Annotated in this window: 16 protein-coding genes and 2 pseudogenes; 8 read left to right on the forward strand and 10 right to left on the reverse strand. The window is 69.9% G+C overall.

Features of this window, described 5'->3' with window-relative positions; genetic code table 11:
* Positions 1-53: 53 nt before the first annotated feature.
* The 7 genes from G3I41_RS28350 to G3I41_RS28380 all read right to left on the reverse strand — a co-directional run bounded on the left by G3I41_RS28350 (position 54) and on the right by G3I41_RS28380 (position 3,897).
* Positions 54-614 carry a GGDEF domain-containing protein gene (locus G3I41_RS28350; RefSeq protein ID WP_164403226.1) on the reverse strand — a complete coding sequence of 187 codons (561 nt, stop codon included), beginning with the start codon at positions 612-614 and terminating at the stop codon, positions 54-56.
* A 5-nt stretch (positions 615-619) separates the two neighbouring features.
* Positions 620-943: a SpdD protein gene (locus G3I41_RS28355; RefSeq protein ID WP_164403227.1), complete on the reverse strand. Its 324-nt coding sequence runs from the start codon at positions 941-943 to the stop codon at positions 620-622.
* 11 nt (positions 944-954) lie between these two features.
* Positions 955-1,143: a mobile element transfer protein gene (locus tag G3I41_RS28360; RefSeq protein WP_164403228.1), complete on the reverse strand. Its 189-nt coding sequence runs from the start codon at positions 1,141-1,143 to the stop codon at positions 955-957.
* A 23-nt stretch (positions 1,144-1,166) separates the two neighbouring features.
* Positions 1,167-1,868, reverse strand: a complete 702-nt coding sequence (locus G3I41_RS28365) for a DUF2637 domain-containing protein (RefSeq protein WP_164403229.1) — start codon at positions 1,866-1,868, stop codon at positions 1,167-1,169.
* An 81-nt stretch (positions 1,869-1,949) separates the two neighbouring features.
* A complete protein-coding gene (locus G3I41_RS28370) occupies positions 1,950-2,132 on the reverse strand; it encodes a hypothetical protein (protein WP_164403230.1) in 183 nt (60 codons plus the stop codon).
* 83 nt (positions 2,133-2,215) lie between these two features.
* Positions 2,216-3,565, reverse strand: coding sequence for an FtsK/SpoIIIE domain-containing protein (locus tag G3I41_RS28375; RefSeq protein ID WP_164403231.1), 1,350 nt, complete (start codon positions 3,563-3,565; stop codon positions 2,216-2,218).
* Positions 3,566-3,567: 2 nt separating this feature from the next.
* The gene (locus tag G3I41_RS28380) at positions 3,568-3,897 is read right to left on the reverse strand and encodes a hypothetical protein (protein WP_164403232.1); all 330 of its coding nucleotides are present in this window, start codon (positions 3,895-3,897) and stop codon (positions 3,568-3,570) included.
* 226 nt (positions 3,898-4,123) lie between these two features.
* On the opposite strand from G3I41_RS28380, the gene G3I41_RS28385 reads away from it, so the two are divergent.
* Positions 4,124-4,882: a GntR family transcriptional regulator gene (locus G3I41_RS28385; protein WP_164403233.1), complete on the forward strand. Its 759-nt coding sequence runs from the start codon at positions 4,124-4,126 to the stop codon at positions 4,880-4,882.
* A gap of 7 nt (positions 4,883-4,889) precedes the next feature.
* Here the strand turns inward: G3I41_RS28385 and G3I41_RS28390 are convergent, their stop codons facing one another.
* Positions 4,890-5,504: a nuclease-related domain-containing protein gene (locus G3I41_RS28390; RefSeq protein ID WP_343242241.1), complete on the reverse strand. Its 615-nt coding sequence runs from the start codon at positions 5,502-5,504 to the stop codon at positions 4,890-4,892.
* A 640-nt stretch (positions 5,505-6,144) separates the two neighbouring features.
* Here G3I41_RS28390 and G3I41_RS28395 point away from each other — a divergent pair.
* The 5 genes and pseudogenes from G3I41_RS28395 to G3I41_RS28415 all read left to right on the forward strand — a co-directional run bounded on the left by G3I41_RS28395 (position 6,145) and on the right by G3I41_RS28415 (position 10,672).
* Entirely contained in the window at positions 6,145-7,197 is a 1,053-nt protein-coding gene (locus G3I41_RS28395; protein ID WP_343242242.1) for a DUF3644 domain-containing protein, read from the forward strand.
* Between the two features lie 129 nt (positions 7,198-7,326).
* A complete protein-coding gene (locus G3I41_RS28400) occupies positions 7,327-8,409 on the forward strand; it encodes an HNH endonuclease (protein WP_203601772.1) in 1,083 nt (360 codons plus the stop codon).
* Between the two features lie 261 nt (positions 8,410-8,670).
* A pseudogene (locus G3I41_RS28405) lies at positions 8,671-9,090 on the forward strand (arsenical-resistance protein); the annotation flags it as partial.
* A pseudogene (locus G3I41_RS28410) lies at positions 9,087-9,293 on the forward strand (FAD-dependent oxidoreductase); the annotation flags it as partial. The pseudogenes G3I41_RS28405 and G3I41_RS28410, both read left to right, overlap by 4 nt.
* A gap of 11 nt (positions 9,294-9,304) precedes the next feature.
* Positions 9,305-10,672: an NAD(P)-binding domain-containing protein gene (locus G3I41_RS28415; RefSeq protein ID WP_164403235.1), complete on the forward strand. Its 1,368-nt coding sequence runs from the start codon at positions 9,305-9,307 to the stop codon at positions 10,670-10,672.
* Between the two features lie 144 nt (positions 10,673-10,816).
* Here the strand turns inward: G3I41_RS28415 and G3I41_RS28420 are convergent, their stop codons facing one another.
* Positions 10,817-12,565: a hypothetical protein gene (locus G3I41_RS28420; protein WP_164403236.1), complete on the reverse strand. Its 1,749-nt coding sequence runs from the start codon at positions 12,563-12,565 to the stop codon at positions 10,817-10,819.
* Between the two features lie 130 nt (positions 12,566-12,695).
* Complete coding sequence (locus G3I41_RS28425) at positions 12,696-13,175, reverse strand: hypothetical protein (RefSeq protein ID WP_203601773.1); 480 nt, start codon at positions 13,173-13,175, stop codon at positions 12,696-12,698.
* Positions 13,176-13,327: 152 nt separating this feature from the next.
* On the opposite strand from G3I41_RS28425, the gene G3I41_RS28430 reads away from it, so the two are divergent.
* The gene (locus G3I41_RS28430; protein ID WP_203601774.1) at positions 13,328-15,412 is read left to right on the forward strand and encodes a restriction endonuclease; all 2,085 of its coding nucleotides are present in this window, start codon (positions 13,328-13,330) and stop codon (positions 15,410-15,412) included.
* Between the two features lie 50 nt (positions 15,413-15,462).
* Entirely contained in the window at positions 15,463-16,338 is an 876-nt protein-coding gene (locus G3I41_RS28435) for a GNAT family N-acetyltransferase (protein ID WP_164403238.1), read from the forward strand.
* The last annotated feature ends 13 nt before the right edge of the window (positions 16,339-16,351 follow it).

A 16,351-nucleotide genomic window follows, 5' to 3' on the forward strand; every position in this document is an offset into this window, starting at 1 on the left:
TTGAGGCGCCCGGGGCGGCGGAAACTTGGCGGTTGAGGCCACCCCGGGGGCCGTTAAGAGCGAGCGCGCGGGGTGTTGTTGCGTCGGCCGCGTCCCTTGACCGCGTACATGGCCGAGTCCGCAGCGGACAGAGCGTCGGTGAGGGTGCGTGCGGGCAGGTCGGCGAGGTGGCAGACACCGACCGAGGCGCCGACCGGGACCGTCTGCCCGCCATAGGCGACGGGGCGGTGCAGCGCTTCGCGAAGCGCTGCCAAGCCGGGAGTGCGGGCGGGGTCGGTGATGATGGCGGCGAATTCGTCGCCCCCGAGACGGGCCGCGATCCCATGGCCCGAGACCCAGCCAGTCAGCCGTGCGGCGGTGGCCGCAATGACGGCGTCGCCGGCCGAGTGGCCGTAGGTGTCGTTGATGGCCTTGAAGTCGTCCAGGTCCACGAGCAGGGCGGCGGCGTCGGCTGAGCGGGTGGCGATGCGTTCGGCGCGGGCCGTCCAGCCGGTTCGGGTGTGCAGGCCGGTGAGCGGATCGCGTCGAGCGGTGGACAGGCGGTGGGTGAGCAGGCTGCCGTGCAGAGCCCACCCGAGGGCGGGTAACGCTGCGGCGACGATGGGCAGGTCCATGCCGATCACCGGGCCTTGTTGTTGAGGAGCGAGCGCAGGACCACGGCGCAGATCGCGACCGAGGCGGCGGTGATCGCGGTGGCCAGGAGCATGGAGACCAGGACCGTGCCGATGATCAGGACCATCGCGGTCCCGCCGGCGGCGGCGAGGATCAGGGAGCCCGGGGTCAGCCGGACGGTCGGCCGAGCGGGCGGAGCGACCGGGGCCGGGGCGGGGGTGTGGTGGCAGGTGCAGGCGGGGGTGTGGGTGATGCCGGTGAGCGGTCGGGCGAGGTGCGTCGTCGGGGTGGTGGGTGCGGTGTCCGGGGGCGGGATCTTGGGGGTGAACACGGTTCCTCCCGTCAGGGGTTGCAGCGGTGAGTGCGGGCGGCGAGTTCGGCGGCGGAGCGGTTGAGGTAGTCGGCGGAGAAGTTGCAGCCGGGGGCGGTGCAGGCGGCGGTGTGCTTGGTGCGGCCCCGGCCGTCGTGGTGGGTGCCGACCTGCACGGGGCCGATGCGGATCACGTCGGTGAAGCGGTTCGGACGCGGCATTGAGCGAACCTTCCGGTTGTGGGTTAGGCGAGTTGGGCGGTGATGGCGTCGGCGAGCGGTGCGGGGACGCCGAGGCGGGTGCGCAGGGTCGCGGTGTCGATCCGGTTGCCGGTCGTGGCGTGGTGGGTGTCAGCGACCTTCCGCGCGTGGTCCAGCAACGCCGGCGGAACAGTCACCGGGACAGGCGCCGGTGCCGCAACGGGTTCCGGGGCGGGTGCAGGTTCGGGGGCCGTCGGAGCCGTGACAGGCGGGAGTTCGGGCGCAGAGTCCGGGGCCGGGTCGGGCTCGCGCTCGACCGTGACGGGCTCGGGTGTCGAGGCGGTCAACGGCGCTTCTGTCGCCGCCGGTTGAGCGGTGGGGGTGGCGGTGTGCGTGTGGGCGAGGAGCGTGCCGCCGAGGAAGGCGAGGGCCGGCCAGCCGGCGACGAGGATGCGGAGCCAGGGCGGGACGTTGTCCAGGTCGAGCATTCCGGCGGTCGCGATGTTCGCGCCGAGGGATGCGGCCAGGGCGATGACGAACCAGACCCAGGCCGGGCCGTTGTCCGCAGCTGTGCGCATCCGGCGCCAGGCGGCGACCAGGAGCAGGTCCACGCTGATCGGGTAGGCCCAGGCTTTCCAGCCGTCCTGTCCGGCAGCGTCGGCCAGGTCGTGCAGGTGGGAGAAGGACAGGGCACCGGCGATCACGGCCTGAACCAGCACGGCGTCCGGGCGGATGGTGCGGGGCATGGTGGTCACCTCCAATCTGTGGTGGTGCCGGGGCCGGGCGGGACGCGGGTGGTCACCGCCCGGCACCCGGAGCAGAGGGGGTCAGGCGTCGGGGTCGGTTCCGGTGCCGAAGCAGTTCAGGCACAGGCCGTCCTGCTGTCCGACTGGGCGGCGCTTGCGGCCGACGCGAACCGTGGTGGGCACGTTGCCGGTCCCGCCGCACGGCTTGCAGTCACCGTTCTCGACCACGGGCGGGGGCTTGAGGGTGGTCCGTCGAGGTGCCATGGCGGGGGTTCCTTCCGGTTCCGGGCATGGGCGGGGTAGGGACCTGGCGTGAGACGGTCACGCCGACCGGGAAGAGCGGGGTGCTACTCAGTGACCGGAACCGGCTTCAGCAGCGGCGCGGTCGGCGCCGGGGCGGTGTGAACGGCCGGCTGGAACGGGGCCAGAGCGGCGAGGTGCGGGGTGAGGTGCGCGTACTCCTGGCAGAGCGCGACCGCGTCGGCCGGGGTCATGGCGGGGGTTCGGATGCGGGACCAGCCGCCGGAGGCATCCCCGGCCACCGCGACACCGGGGCGGTCGGGGGCGATGGTGGTCGCGGCGAAGACCGCTTCCGGGGCGATGTCGCCCAGGGCCATTTCGGCGGTCTGCTTGTCGTTGACCCGGTGCACCACACGGCCCGTGAGCTGGGCACGGAGGGCGGTCGCCCCCTTGCCGAGGTCGGAGCCGAATCGCTGCCCGCAGACCTCCAAGAAGATCCCGACCGCACGGGCCATCTGCGCGAGCCGGATCATGCGCATCACCATCCGGTCCCGGCGTTCCTCGTCCTTCTTCGCGGCGACGAGGAAGAGTTCCGCCACCTCATCGACCAGGACGACGAGCGGCACCGGTCGCACCTTGGTCGGCAGGCCCCACATGTCCGGGACACTGTGAGAGCTGAGGAGGTCGAAGCGCTCTTCCATCTCTGCCACGAGGGCTTCTAGCAGCCCGTCCGCCTCGTCCGGGGTCACCGCCAGGGCGGAGAGCCGAGGCGCATAACTGCCCTGCTCCACGCCCCTCTTGCAGTCAATCCCAATCAAACCGACCGGGAGCCTTGCCAGCCCGGAGATGAGGTTGCGCTGATACATCGACTTGCCCGACTGGTTCGCCCCGACCGTCAGGGCGTGCGGGATCTTCTGGTAGTCGCGGACGAACGCCGTGCCGTCCTCCCGGAGCGCGACGGGGACGACCAGCGGACCGGCAGTGGTGGCACGGGGCAGGCGGCGGGGCATCTTCACCCGGCGCAGTACGTCGTAGCCGGTCATCCGCAATTCCACGAACCCCGGCTTCACCTCGACCACGTGCACGGAGTGGACGCCCCAGGCGTGGCGCAGTCGCTCGGAGGCGGCGGATACGTCGGCGGGTTCCAGGCCGGCCGGGAGGCGCAGCATCGCTCGCATCCCGGTCGAGGAGTAGCGGACCCGGCGGACCCTCGGGGGTACCGGCTGGACTTCCTGACGGGCCACGTTGCGGACCATGAACGCCCGCAGGCGGGACGGCTGAACCGTCAGCCCGCACACATCCATCGTCGCCCGGTACGTCACCGTGAACCGGACCCGGGCAACCGGGGCACCGACCAGCGACCAGAACACCCGAGGAGACCGAACCTTCGCATAGCCGAGGCCACCGGCGGCCGATAAGGCCCCCGCCACCTCGATCACCGTTGAGAGGTCCGACATGGTCAGACACCCGCCGTGATGGCCACCGCGCGGAAGCTGATCCCGTGCCGGGTCTGCCCGTTGAAGGTGTTCTCCCAGTCGCGGGCCTTGAGGCCGATCACCGTGACCGGGGTGCCGGGGACCAGGCTCTCCGGGACACCCGTGCTCGGCACCGTCACCTGGTAGAGGTTGCCCTCCCCCTCGTCCGAGATCAGCAGACCCACCGTCGCGAGCTGGGCGCCGGTCTCCCGGTCCACCGCGATCTCGCCGGTCTGCTTGCTCACGAGCTTCGGCGTCGGAGGCGTCGCCACGAACACGACAGCGGTCGAAACGTCGATCTTGAAAGACGGCATGAGCGCATCCCTTGTTCAGGAGGCCACCGCCAACCGGCGACCTCTCTAGACATCTATAGTGAAGCAGCTCATCTCTAGAGACGTCAACACCTGTCTAGAGATGTGTTGTTGTGCCACCTCAGGGCATGCGATCGGTTCGTAACGAGCACGTTCCGCTCGTGGGACGTACGTTTCTTTCGTGAAAGAAAGCTCTAGGCTGTCTAGAGAGGAGAGGAAGAGATCACTCATGTCCACCGAGGGCGCCAAGCGGCAGCCGAAGTACCAACGGATCGCCGATGAGCTGCGAGACGCCATCCAGTCCGGGCAGTACCAGCCAGGAGATCGACTGCCAGGCGAGAACGACCTCATGGCCAGCCACGGCGTGGCCCGGATGACCGCGCGCCAGGCCCTCGGCGTTCTGCAGAGCGAAGGCATCGCCGAGTCGCGCAAGGGCGCCGGCGTCTTCGTGCGGTCGTTTCGTCCGCTGCGTCGCCAGGGGATCAAGCGCTTGGCTCAGTCCCAGTGGGGCGAGGGCCGGTCCGTCTGGGCCGTCGACACTGAAGACCGGACTTTGGTCGTTGACCAGGTGAGCGTCACCGAGCAGGGTGCCCCGGAGCATGTGGCGCGCGTGCTGGGGGTGGAGCAGGGTGATCCCGTGTGCGTACGCAGTCGACGGTTCGTCCTGGATGACAAGCCAGTGCTCATCGCTACGTCGTACCTGCCGGCGAGCCTGGTAGCCGGGTCTGCGATCACCCAGGAGGACACAGGGCCTGGCGGCATCTACGCCCGGCTTACTGAACTCGGCTCCAAGCCAGTCCACTTCCGCGAGGAGATTCGGTCTCGCATGCCGTCGACGGACGAGGCGGAACAATTGAAGCTCTCCACCGGGACGCCCGTCATGCTGATCTGCCGGACGGCGTTTGCGGACGAGGGGCGTGCCGTCGAGGTCAACGAGATGACCCTTGACTCCGCTTCATACATCCTCGAATACGCCTTTGACGCGTAGCGGCTCCTCAGCGCCCAGCCCAGGTTTCGCCTCGGCGGGCAACGCTGAATATCTGCTCAACCCGCTCTGGCGGAAGCACAGGTGCGAGTCCTGAGAGGACTGTGTGCACCCTGGCGCCATCGATGACGAGAACCGGAGGCGCCGCGTTCTTCACGGAGAGTCTGGCCGCGCCCACGATCGCGATGACCGGGCGGACAGGCACAAGGAACCCGCAGTGGTCTGACAGAGCACGCGAGGTGCGTCGAGCCTCGTGCTCGCTGACCACGATGTACTTGGTGGGGGCGCGGTTGACCGTAATGGCGTGATCGCCGTACCAGACGGCCTTGCCCCTGTGGCACTTCGAGTTGATGGTAAAGATGCCCGAGGGCCCTATGACCAGGTGATCGATGTCCGACCCGCTGGGCCACTGGACGGAGTGAAGAACCCGCCAACCCTGTCGTCTGAGAGTGTTCAGGCGCCGGCCAGTCGTACGCTCACCGACCAGCCCTAACGCCCAGTTGCGTATCTCCCGATCCGGCGACCAACGGGCGAACGGCCTCTTCACTCGGTTGGGCTCCAGTTCTGCGAGCTTCCTCCGGATCGCATCTCCCGGCCGATTGCCCACCAAGTCCTGTTGCAGCACGGCTATCTACCCCCTCAGTTCGGGAGTCCACCGCACCATGCCCCAGCGGAGGCGCCAAGACGCCGATTCCGGCCACCGAGAGCTGTTACAGGTTTCTCTACCTCATCAAGGCACCCGGCTGCGCTCCGCTCCGCCGGGCGCGCTTCCCGGCTCTGGCTGCGCCCGCGCTCCTGCCTTCGGCCCGCTCGGCGCTGCCGCCGCCGACGCGCGCCCGGTGGATGGGCCCGAGGGCATGAGACGAGAACCAAGCCCGCGGCTCCAAGACGATGCCTCCGGCGGGGGCGCTCAGACTCCGGGATGGCAGGGGCGCCGTTCGCGAGTGCCGGCCGGAGCGTGGCGAGCGTCGTGGGGGCTCCCATCCCGACCACCTTCGACCCAGGCAGAGCCGAGCAGTCGCGGCCCAGGGCGTCAAGGTCGTTCGTACAGTGGCGCGCTCCACCTTGACGCCCTGAACCACGACCGCTCCACGGTGTGTGGGCCGAAGGCGGACGGGATGGGAGCTGGGGTGAGTGGTGGGTGAAGGCGCGAAGTGCTGGACGTAGAGCTGCTCGTAATTGTCCTTAGACAGATCGGGTGCCCCTTTAAGGCTCAAGTACTACAATCTGGCCACGTCCAGGTACGGCACGATTGGAGGGGCAGAATGCCTCCTCGCCCTCGCTGGTGGCACACCCTGCAAGAGTCTCGCAGGCAGGCTTGTAGTGCCATCGACTTCTACAACAGGCCAGGCGATAAGGGGAGCTACCTCGACTTCGTCGTTCACATGCACCTTGCCTGGCAGAATCTCCTCCATGCCGAATTCGAGAAGCAAGGGATCGACTTCACGTATAAGGGCAAGGACGGGCGTCCACTCAAAACCAAGGATGGTGACGTTAAAACCTGGGAGCTAATGCGCTGCGCGGAAGAGGCGTACGCAGAAGGCGATCCGATTCGCAAAAATATTGAATTCTTCGTCGGGATTCGCAATAAAATCGAGCACCGCTTCCAGAAGTCATTGCTCGTGGCCACCGGGGCGCGCGCTCACGCATTGGTGATCAACTACGAAGCCGAGGTGGTCGCTAGATTTGGTGGAGAGCATAGCCTTTCCAGCGAGCTTCGGTTCCCCGTGTTCGTTCAATCGCTGACCCCTGAAGGCGTAGATCAGCAGCTTGATCTGAGGAAAAAGCTCCCAGCAAAAGTGCGGTCGTATATTACTCGTTTCGAAGCCAATTTGACTGATGCCGTAAAGGAAAGCGAGCGATATGAGTACAGGGTGCTACTGACTCCCCTCAAAGGGTCGAAGAGTGAAGCCGATCTGGCAGTGACCTTCCTCAAGGCGGAAAGCCTCAGCGATGAGGAGCGGCAGGATCTGACCAATCGGAGCAGAACGGGAACGGTTGTCATCACGGAAAAGCAGCGCGATATTTATTTGAAGGATGCGCTTGCACCTTCTAAAGCTCGCGCCGCGATTGCCGCACGCATTCCATTTGTATTTCAGCAGCATCATTTCACGCAGATGTGGAAGATCCATGGCGTGCGCCCGGCAGCGGGTGACCCGAGTAAGGAACGAACCGATAATCGCTATTGCCTCTATAATGCGGCTCACGATAATTACGTTTTCACGAAGGCGTACGTGGAGCGCTGCGTGAAGGAAATTGACACGCCGGATAAGTTTCGCGCATTCTTCGGCAAGGATCCGATCGGAAAATCCGAATGAAGTCGCAGCAAAGAGGGGATTTCGGGATCTGGCATGGCTATCCCATTGTCGGGCCAATTGGGCCAAGGAGCTAACATTGGCGGTGAGGTCCGTCGAGACACTGTCAGTGCTCGGCCCTACGATCCTCCTATGCGAAGAGGAGTGATTACGCGAGAATCCGTGCTCAAGGTCTTGGCGGAGCATGACGAGTTGGGTCGTGACAGCTTCCTGGTGAAGTACGGCTTCGGGGAGGCGCGGTCCTATGTCCTGGTTCATGACGGTCAGGAGTACGACTCCAAGGCCGTGGCCGGGGTGGCGCACAAGTGGGATCAGGGGCGGGCCCTCAGGCCGGACGAGTTCAGCGGCGGGAAGGATCATGCCGCGGCTTGGCTCAAGCGGCTGGGTTTCCAGGTCAAAGCCGTCAAGAACCCGGACTGGGCTCGCGACGAGATCATCCTTGCCTGTCAGCTGGTGATGGAGAACGGTTGGAAGGGGCTGGACGCCGGGGACGCCCGGGTCGTGGAGCTGTCCGCCCTGCTCCAGCTGCTTCCCATCCACGCCGAGGCGGACCGCAACGAGAAGTTCCGCAACCCCAACGGTGTCGCTCGTAAGACGTTCGACATCGCCACCCGGCACCCCGAGTACCAGGGGAAGCCCACCAACGGCGGCGCACTGGACGTCGCGGTGCTGCACGAGTTCCTTGCCCGGCCGCTGGAGATGACCGAGGCCGCGAGGCTGATCCGGCAGGGCATCGCGACCGGCGACTTGCAGTCCTTCGTGCCGACTGAGGAAGAGGAGTTCGGCGACGACTTCAGCGCGCCTGAGGGGCGGTTGCTCATGCGCTGGCACAGGGCGCGCGAACGGGACAGGGGCCTGCGCAAGAAGAAGATCGCTTCTGTTCTTCAGCGAGGCGGACAGCTCGCTTGCGAGGCCTGCGGCTTCGACTTTGAGAAGGTCTACGGGGACCGCGGAGCCGGGTACATCGAGTGCCATCACGTCCTGCCCCTGCACGTAGCTGGGGAAAGCCGCACCAAGCTCAGCGATCTCGCTCTCATCTGCGCCAACTGTCACCGCATGATCCACCGGCAGGCGCCATGGCCGACTCCTGAGGAACTGCGTGCCTCGATTGAGCAAAAGCACGCAAACGACCGGCGGGCTGCCGCGGCTTTGTCGCGACCGCGCAGGCCGGCTGATGAGCAGATGCCCAACCCGCGAGCTGACATCCACTCCTGACATCAACGTCGTTGCACGACAGCAGACCTGGAGAGCCCTGGACGGCAACCGCGGCCGAGTCCGCCAGGGCGCGTAGGCAGCCCCGGCCGAACTCCTAAAGCGGGTGTCGCAGGTTCGAATCCTGCCGGGGGCACAGAGAAACACCAGGTCAGAGGCCCTTCCGCCCGTCGGGCGGGAGGGCCTTCGTGCTCGCGGCGGCGTCTCGCGGCCGGCTCAGGCCGCCGCCTCCGGCTCGGTCGGGGCGATCTCGGCGATCAGGCCCGCCACCAGGGGCGGTTCCTGCCGAAGATCGGCCCGTGGGCGCTGTACGGGCTGCTGTTCACGATCGTCGTCCTCTTCGCCCTCCAGGGGAGGACCATCACGTCGCAGCCGCTGGACGTCGCCCGGATCGCGCTGCCGCTGCTGGTGTACTTCGCCGTCATGTTCTTCGGCACGTTCCTGCTCGGCAAGGGCCTGGGCCTGGCCTACGACCGCACCGCGACCCTCGCCTTCACCGCGGCGGGCAACAACTTCGAGCTGGCCATCGCGGTCGCCATCGCCACCTTCGGCGTCACCTCCGGCCAGGCCCTGTCCGGAGTCGTCGGCCCGCTCATCGAAGTACCGGTGCTGATCGGCCTGGTCCACGTCGCGCTCGCCTGGCGCAAGCGGTACGCCCCCGACGCGGTGACGACGGCCTCATGACCCGGCGGACGGATGTGGTGGTGGTCGGTGGTGGCCAGGCGGGGCTCGCCGCCGGCTACCACCTGCGCCGCCGGCGCCTGGACTTCGTGATCCTGGACGCGGCGGCGGGGCGGGGCGGGTCGTGGCAGCACATGTGGGACTCGCTGCACCTGTTCTCCCCGGCCGAGCACTCCTCGCTGCCCGGCCGCCCCATGCCCGCCCGGGCGGGCGGGGCGTGATCGGAGCCGGCCCCACCGGCCTGGCCGCCGCCGCCCACCTGGTCGACCGGGGCATCGAGCCCTTGGTCCTGGAGACCGGCCCGGCCGCCGGCGCCGCGGTGCGCGCGTGGTCGCATGTGCGCCTGTTCTCCCCCTGGGGCGAGGTCGTCGACCCGGCGGCCGAGAAGCTCCTGGCACCCACCGGCTGGACACGGCCCGACCCGGCCGCCTACCCCTCCGGCGGCGACTGGGCGGAGTTCTACCTGCGGCCCCTGGCCGACGCCCTCGGGGACCGTGTACGCACCGGCGCCACCGTCACCGGTGTCTCGCGCACCGGCCGGGACCGGATCGTGGATGCCGACCGCGAGCGGCAGCCGTTCGTCGTGCACGTCGTCCACGCCGACGGCCGTGAGGAGCGCCTCTTCGCACGCGCCGTCATCGACGCCTCCGGTACCTGGGCCACGCCGTCCCCGGCCGGCGGCAGCGGGCTGCCCGCGCTCGGCGAGAAGGCCGCCGCCGACCGGATCACCTACCGCGTCCCTGATCTGAAGGACCCCGCCGTCCGGGCCCGTTACGCGGGCAGGCGCACCGCCATCATCGGCTCCGGCGCCTCCGCCTTCACCGCCCTCGCCTCCCTCGCCGACCTCGCGAAGTCCGACGACGGCGCGGGAACGAAGGGCATGTGGGTCCTGCGCCGCGGCATCTCCGGCTCCACCTTCGGCGGCGGCGAAGCCGACCAACTGCCCGCCCGCGGCGCCCTGGGCCTGGCGGCCAAGGCCGCAGTCGACGAGGGGCACGCCGACGCGGTCACCGGATTCCGCACCGAGGCCGTCGAGCGCGCCGGCGACGGCCGCCTGGTCCTGGCCGGCGAGGACGGCCGACGTCTGGACCCGGTCGACGAGGTCATCGTGCTGACCGGCTTCCGCCCCGACCTGTCCTTCCTGGACGAGCTGCGCCTGGGCCTGGACGAGCGCCTCCAGGCGCCGGTCGAGCTGGCTCCGCTGATCGACCCCAACCAGCACTCCTGCGGCACCGTCTACCCGCACGGCCACCGCGAGCTCTCCCACCCGGAACAGGGCCTGTACCTGGTCGGGATGAAGTCCTACGGCCGCGCCCCGACGTTCCTCGCCATGACCGGCTACGAGCAGGTCCGCTCCGTGGCCGCCGCGCTCGCCGGCGACCTCGACGCGGCCGACCGCGTCGAACTGACCCTGCCCGAGACCGGGGTGTGCGGCGGCGCCGGCCTCTTCGACGCCCCCGAGGCCGACCGGGACGGCGGATGCTGCGCCCCGGCGCCCCGGCTCATCCAGCTCGGCGCCCCTGCCGCGGTGGCCGTCGGGGCCACTGTCGAGGAGGCTCCGCCGGGCGGTTGCTGCGGCTCGTGACCTGCCTCGACACCCCGGCCCGCGGGGGACGCGCGGGACACCCGTGCTGAGCGGGCGCCGTATCCGCACGCGTGTGTGCGGGAGCCCCGGTGGGCCGCGGCGCCGCCGGCGCCGCTCACGGCGCTGGGGTCCTCCGGAGTGCTGTCACCGGCGGGACGCCGAGCGTCGCGTCGAGGCCGCGTCGCTTCCGCGCCGCGTGGCATCCCCGCCCGCCAGCTTCCCGGAAGAGCCTCGGGGCGCGAGCTGGACGTCCACGAAGTCCAGGCGGCTGTCGCCGGAGAAGTGACTCCAGTCGTCGCCGTCGTACTTGGCCTGCCAGTCGCCGTCCTTGGCCGCCGTGAAGGTCTTCTTGAACCTGCCGTCAGCACCCGTCGCGGCGGCGCCGACCTTGCCCCAGGTGGTCGTGCCCTTCGCGCGGAAGTAGATGTCGATGCGCGCGCCGGCGAGCGCGGACCACTGCCCGTTGTCCTCGTTCTGCGTGTCGAGCTTGCCGGTGATCGTGAGGGGGGCGCCCGCCTTGACCGGCTCGGGGTTCGCGTTGAACTCCGGGAAGGCCGTCGTCCGGCGGGACACGATGTACGACTCCGGGGCGTCCCCGGCCGGGATCTGCTGAGTGCCGGGGAACTGGAACCGCCAGACGCCCACGCCCTGGTAGGGCAGGTCCGCGGCCTTGACGGTGCGGGAGCTGTCGCCCGCGACGGCGGGGCTGTCGATGGTCTTCTTGGTGACCCAGGTCGTGGTGCCCTTCGCCTTGAACTGGAGGTTCACCTTCAGGGTCGTCGAGGCCGGGAGGTCGTAGCGGTCGAAGACGCTCGACACCGTGACCTTCTTGTACCGGCTGACGGTGACCGTGGGCACCCTGTGGAAGCCCGCGCTCGTCGTGGGGTCGGGGCTGACGGGCATGTACGTGGTGGACAGCCACGGCGTGCCGTGGAGGGCGATCTTCTGCTGTCGGGTGCCGTAGACGGGGACTTGGGTGGTGAAGCGACCGTCCTCCCCGGTCCTGAAGGACCGCACGTTGTACACCGACATCAGCGTGCCGACGGGGACCGGCTTGGAGACGCCGTTGTTGTCCTTGTAGGTGGCCCGGCCGGTCAGGGGAGCGTCTGTCCCGTCCGCGCCCCGCACCGTGGACGAGTCCAGCGTGATGTCGGTCACGGTGAAGCCGACCTCGACCTGGCGGGTCAGACCGTGCGCGGCGTCCGCGCCGGCCGGCCGGAGGACCACCTTGACGTCGTTCTGATACGTCTCCAGGTCGTGCTTCTCCGTGCCCGTGAAGGTGTAGGAGCTCTCGACATGCCCTGCGGCGTCGGTGGTCAGTCCCGTCTTCGCCGCGGTCGTCTCCAGCACCAGCCGGCCGTTCGCCATCGGCGTCTCGGCGCCGTCGCGCGGGTCGCGCAGCGTCGCGTCCGCCCTGACGGTCACCGTCTTGTGCTCCACGTCCGGCTTCCCGCTCACCTCGAACGCCTTGACCTGCGGGATCAGGTGGTAGTCGAAGACCGCCTCGTCCTTGTGGAGGATCGTTTCACCCTCGGTACCGTCGTACTCGACGTCCACCGCGTACTGGCCCAGGTCCGCCAGGCGCAGCGGGGTGGTCCCGACGGTGGTCTCACCGGTGTCGTCCTGGCAGGACGGCGAGCAGGGGTCCGGGTCCTCCAGGAATTCGAACTCGTCGATGGTCGCCACCGGGGTGTCGGTGCCCGGCTTGCGCAGCAGTACCTTCAGGTCCTTCGGCAGCGTGAACGTACCGAAGTCCACGTAGATCCGGGTCTCGTCGGTCCGCACCGAGAGGCTCCCCGGAAGCGGGTCGGCCGCCTGTGCCGCCGTCGGAGTCGCGAGCGCGCCACCGAGTGCGCCGAGTGCGCACAGCACCGAGAGGGTGCGTCTTCTCATGTGTTCCCCCCAGGAATCAAGATCGAATCAGCTCTTTCAGACTTCTGGAAGGGCCGGAAGGTTGTAGGGACGACCGGAGTGATGAGCGAGCCGTGGCCGTCGGACTCGACGTTGCCCGGGACGGCGTCGGCTACGGGCTCGGCCGAGTCGGCGTTCGGCGTTGCTCGGAGCCGTGGCGGACCGCCGTCAGGAGGCGTCGCATGCCCAGCGCGTGGCCGCCCGTCGTGATGACCAGGTGGCGGTACGCGGTGCCGGGCAGGCCGGGGAAGGCGGCCCGGCTTTCGGCGCGCAGGCGGGAGCGGGTGGGGGTGAGCGCTTCCAGCCGGAAGGTCAGGGTGTACGTCGAGAAGCGGTGGCCGCCCGACAGGGTCAGCTCGTGCGGGCGGGCGGCGGCCGTGACCCGGAAGCCGGGGAGCGTCGACCCCTCGGTCAGGGGGAGGGGGCCGGAGACCGTGCGGTCGGAGGCGCCGACTAAGCGGGCGTAGGCGGTCGCGCCCCGGCCCCCGAAGGAGCGGACCAGGGTCTCGCTCAGGGCTCGCCAGACGGCCTCGGCCGCCGCTTCGATCACCGTCTCGTGCTCGTCGATGTACGGCAGCGGCGCGAGCGGCATCAGAGCCTCCATGAGGTCCACGCGAAGGATGGCGTCATCCTCGCACCTTCGGCTTCCCCCACTTCTGCCCGAACCCCGCCAACTGCGTGGGCCCCGGGCCCGTCGCGGATTAAGGTGGCGCCATCACTGCTGTGGGGGAGGGCCTGGGCGGGATGAGTCGTCGCTCCAATGGGTTGGTCGCCGTGTGGGCCGAGGCGCAGCGGCAGCAGCAGCGGCAACAGGAGGCGCAAGCCCGGTATCAGCGGGACCAGGAGCGGGCGCAGCGGGCGTATCAGCGCGAGGTCGCCCGGAGTCAGCGCGAGCAGAAGGCCGCCTACCGGGAACAGCGTGAGGCCGAGGCGCGGCGGCGCACGCGCGAGTTGGACGACCGGGTCGAGGCGTTGCGGGGGCTGCTGGCTGCCGGGTGCCGGGCGCCGGCGTTCCGGGCGTCGGCGCTGACCCGGCCGGAGCTGGTCGAGCCGTTCGCGCCGGGGCCGCTGGCGCACCCCGTGCCCATGCCCGACCCCGCACGGTACGAGGCGCAGGGCGGCGGGTGGACCGCGGGGCGGCGGGCTCAGGCGCAGGCGGAGGCGCGGGCCCGGTTCGAGCGGGACTGGCAGGCGGCGCAGGCGGCCGAGGCGCAGCGGCAGGCGCAGTTCGCCACGTATCAGCGGCAGTACCAGGAGTGGGCGGACGCGCGGCTGGCGGAGATCCGGCTCCACAACGCCGGGATCGCGGAGATGACCGCGGGACTGCGCGCCGGGGACGCCGATGCGGCCGTGGAGTACTTCTCCGCCGCGCTCTACGCCTCCACCGGCTGGCCCGACGAGCTGCCCCGGCAGGTGTCGGCGGCGTACGACTCGGGCGCGCGGCAGCTGGTGCTGAACTGGGAGCTGCCCCGGTACGACGTCGTCCCCGAGGCGAAGTCCGTGCGGTACCTGATCAACGCGGACCAGGAGAAGGAGTCGCCCCGGCCGGTCACGCAGCGCCGGGCCCTGTACCGGGACGTGCTCGCCCAGTGCCTGCTGCTCGTCCTGCGCGATCTCTTCGCCGCCGACGAGTTCGGCGCGCTGGAGTCCGTCGCGCTGAACGGGTTCGTGGACGACCACGACCCGGCGACCGGGCGGCGGATGCCGATGTTCCTCGGCACGGTCATGGCGACCCGGGCGGAGTTCGACGAGCTGCACCTGGAGCAGGTGAACGCGGTGAACTGCCTGGTGGACGGGTTGCGCGGGCAGCTGTCCACGCGTCCCGACCAGTACGCCGCGGTGCGGCCGGGCCGGGTCCCCGAGGACGTCGGCAACGGGGTCGTGACCCATGGCGGCGACGAGGAGCCCGACCTGTACGAGATGGACCCGCTCGCCTTCGAGGCGCTGGTCGCCGAGCTCTTCCGGGCGATGGGCATGCAGGCCGTCACCACGCAGCGCTCCAACGACGGGGGCGTCGACGTGGACGCACTGGACCCGACGCCGATACGCGGCGGCAAGATCGTCGTCCAGGTGAAGCGCTACCGCAACACCGTGCCGCCGACGGCCGTCCGCGATCTGTACGGGACGGTCCAGGACACCGGCGCCAACAAGGGCGTGCTTGTCACCACCTCCGCGTTCGGCCCCGGCTCGCACACCTTCGCCAACGGCAAGCCGCTGGAGCTGGTCCCGGGCTCCGAGCTGGTCGACCTGCTGCACCGGCACGGGCTGCGCGGGCGCCTCGGCGGCGGGGAGCGGCCGGTCCCGGCCCAGCGGACCGCCCCGGACGACGACATCCGCGACGACGAGAACCGCGACGGCGACCACAACGTGCTCGGCATGTACTGGTCCGGCTCCGTCGCCCTGGACGTCTGCGCGCTCGTCTGCCGGGGCACCCGCGTGCTGGACGACGACCACTTCGTGTTCTTCAACAACCCGCGCACCCCCGACGGTTCGGTGCGCGCGCTGATCCCCGTGGCACCCGACAAGGCCGCGCTCCAGGTCGGCTTCGACGCGCTCCCGTCGCGCGCGGACCGGCTGGTGCTCGACCCCGTCGCCAACCCCGGCGCCGACCTGTCCGGCTTCACCGACGCCGGGATACGGCTGCTCGACGCCGAGCGCGCCCCGCTCGACCAGCTGGACGTCTCGGACGGCCGGCCGGGCGAGACCGCGCTCGTCCTGGGCTCCTTCCGCCGACGGGCCAACGGGGACTGGGAGTTCGTCACCGGCGGCAAGGGATACCGGGGCGGTCTTGAGGAGTTGGTCACGGAGTACGGGATCGACGTCGAGTAGACAGCCGGAAATCGCAGGCGCTTCCCTCCCCCGTCACGGGAGGATGGGCCATGAACACCTCGACGTGGCACCGCTTTCCCGACGTTCACTCCTTCCTCGCCCGCGCCGGCGACTTCCTGCGGTCGCGTCCCGTTCCGCACACCGTCCCCCTGACCGTGTGCGAAGGGCTGCGCGCGCGGGGGCCCCGGGTGTACGGGGACGAGGCACCGGTCTTCGGGGTGCTGGAACAGGACGGCGAGGTGCGCGCCGCCTACTTCCGGACGCCGCCCCACCGGCTGGTCGTCACGCCCCTCGCGCCCGAGGAGGCCGGTTCGCTGGCCGCCCATCTGCATGCCGTGGGCGACCCCGTCCCCGGGGTCAACGCGGACGAGGCGACCGCCGCCGCGTTCGCCGAGGCGTGGCGGGCGCGTACGGGGACGGCGCCGCGGCTCCACGAGCGCACGCGGCTCTACCGGCTCGGGGAGCTGCGACGGCCCGAGCCGGCGCCGGAGGGGCGGAGCCGGATCGCGGACGGACAGGACCGGGGACTCCTGGCGCGGTGGTACGCGGAGTTCGTGCGGGACATCGGCGAGAGCGGCCTCCAGGATCCCGGCGCCTGGGCCGACCGGCACATCGCGGACCGTCGGATCACCTTCTGGGAGACCCCCGGCGGGGTGCCCGTGTCCATGGCGGGGCTCACGGCCCTGGTCGCCGGGCAGATCCGGGTCGCCGCCGTCTACACCCCGGCCGCACTGCGCGGACGCGGCTACGCGGGCGCCGCGACCGTCGAGGCCGGCCTCGCCGCGCTCGCCGAGGGGGCGGAGGAGGTGCTGCTCTTCGCGGACCTCGCCAACCCCACGAGCAACGGCGTCTACCAGCGCGTCGGCTTCCGGCCCGTGACGGACTTCGCGGTGTACGACCTCGCGGCGGCGGCGGTGCCCGGCTGATCCGGCGCGCTCG

The organism is Streptomyces sp. SID9727 (assembly GCF_010550605.1).
GTDB lineage: Bacteria > Actinomycetota > Actinomycetes > Streptomycetales > Streptomycetaceae > Streptomyces.

Coding starts and splice junctions, on each gene's coding strand:
- G3I41_RS28350 (WP_164403226.1), bottom strand. CDS start 614: ATGGACCTGCCCATCGTCGCCGCAGCGTTACCCGCCCTCGGGTGGGCT.
- G3I41_RS28360 (WP_164403228.1), bottom strand. CDS start 1,143: ATGCCGCGTCCGAACCGCTTCACCGACGTGATCCGCATCGGCCCCGTG.
- G3I41_RS28365 (WP_164403229.1), bottom strand. CDS start 1,868: ATGCCCCGCACCATCCGCCCGGACGCCGTGCTGGTTCAGGCCGTGATC.
- G3I41_RS28370 (WP_164403230.1), bottom strand. CDS start 2,132: ATGGCACCTCGACGGACCACCCTCAAGCCCCCGCCCGTGGTCGAGAAC.
- G3I41_RS28375 (WP_164403231.1), bottom strand. CDS start 3,565: ATGTCGGACCTCTCAACGGTGATCGAGGTGGCGGGGGCCTTATCGGCC.
- G3I41_RS28380 (WP_164403232.1), bottom strand. CDS start 3,897: ATGCCGTCTTTCAAGATCGACGTTTCGACCGCTGTCGTGTTCGTGGCG.
- G3I41_RS28385 (WP_164403233.1), top strand. CDS start 4,124: ATGTCCACCGAGGGCGCCAAGCGGCAGCCGAAGTACCAACGGATCGCC.
- G3I41_RS28395 (WP_343242242.1), top strand. CDS start 6,145: ATGCCTCCTCGCCCTCGCTGGTGGCACACCCTGCAAGAGTCTCGCAGG.
- G3I41_RS28400 (WP_203601772.1), top strand. CDS start 7,327: ATGCGAAGAGGAGTGATTACGCGAGAATCCGTGCTCAAGGTCTTGGCG.
- G3I41_RS28420 (WP_164403236.1), bottom strand. CDS start 12,565: ATGAGAAGACGCACCCTCTCGGTGCTGTGCGCACTCGGCGCACTCGGT.
- G3I41_RS28425 (WP_203601773.1), bottom strand. CDS start 13,175: ATGCCGCTCGCGCCGCTGCCGTACATCGACGAGCACGAGACGGTGATC.
- G3I41_RS28430 (WP_203601774.1), top strand. CDS start 13,328: ATGAGTCGTCGCTCCAATGGGTTGGTCGCCGTGTGGGCCGAGGCGCAG.
- G3I41_RS28435 (WP_164403238.1), top strand. CDS start 15,463: ATGAACACCTCGACGTGGCACCGCTTTCCCGACGTTCACTCCTTCCTC.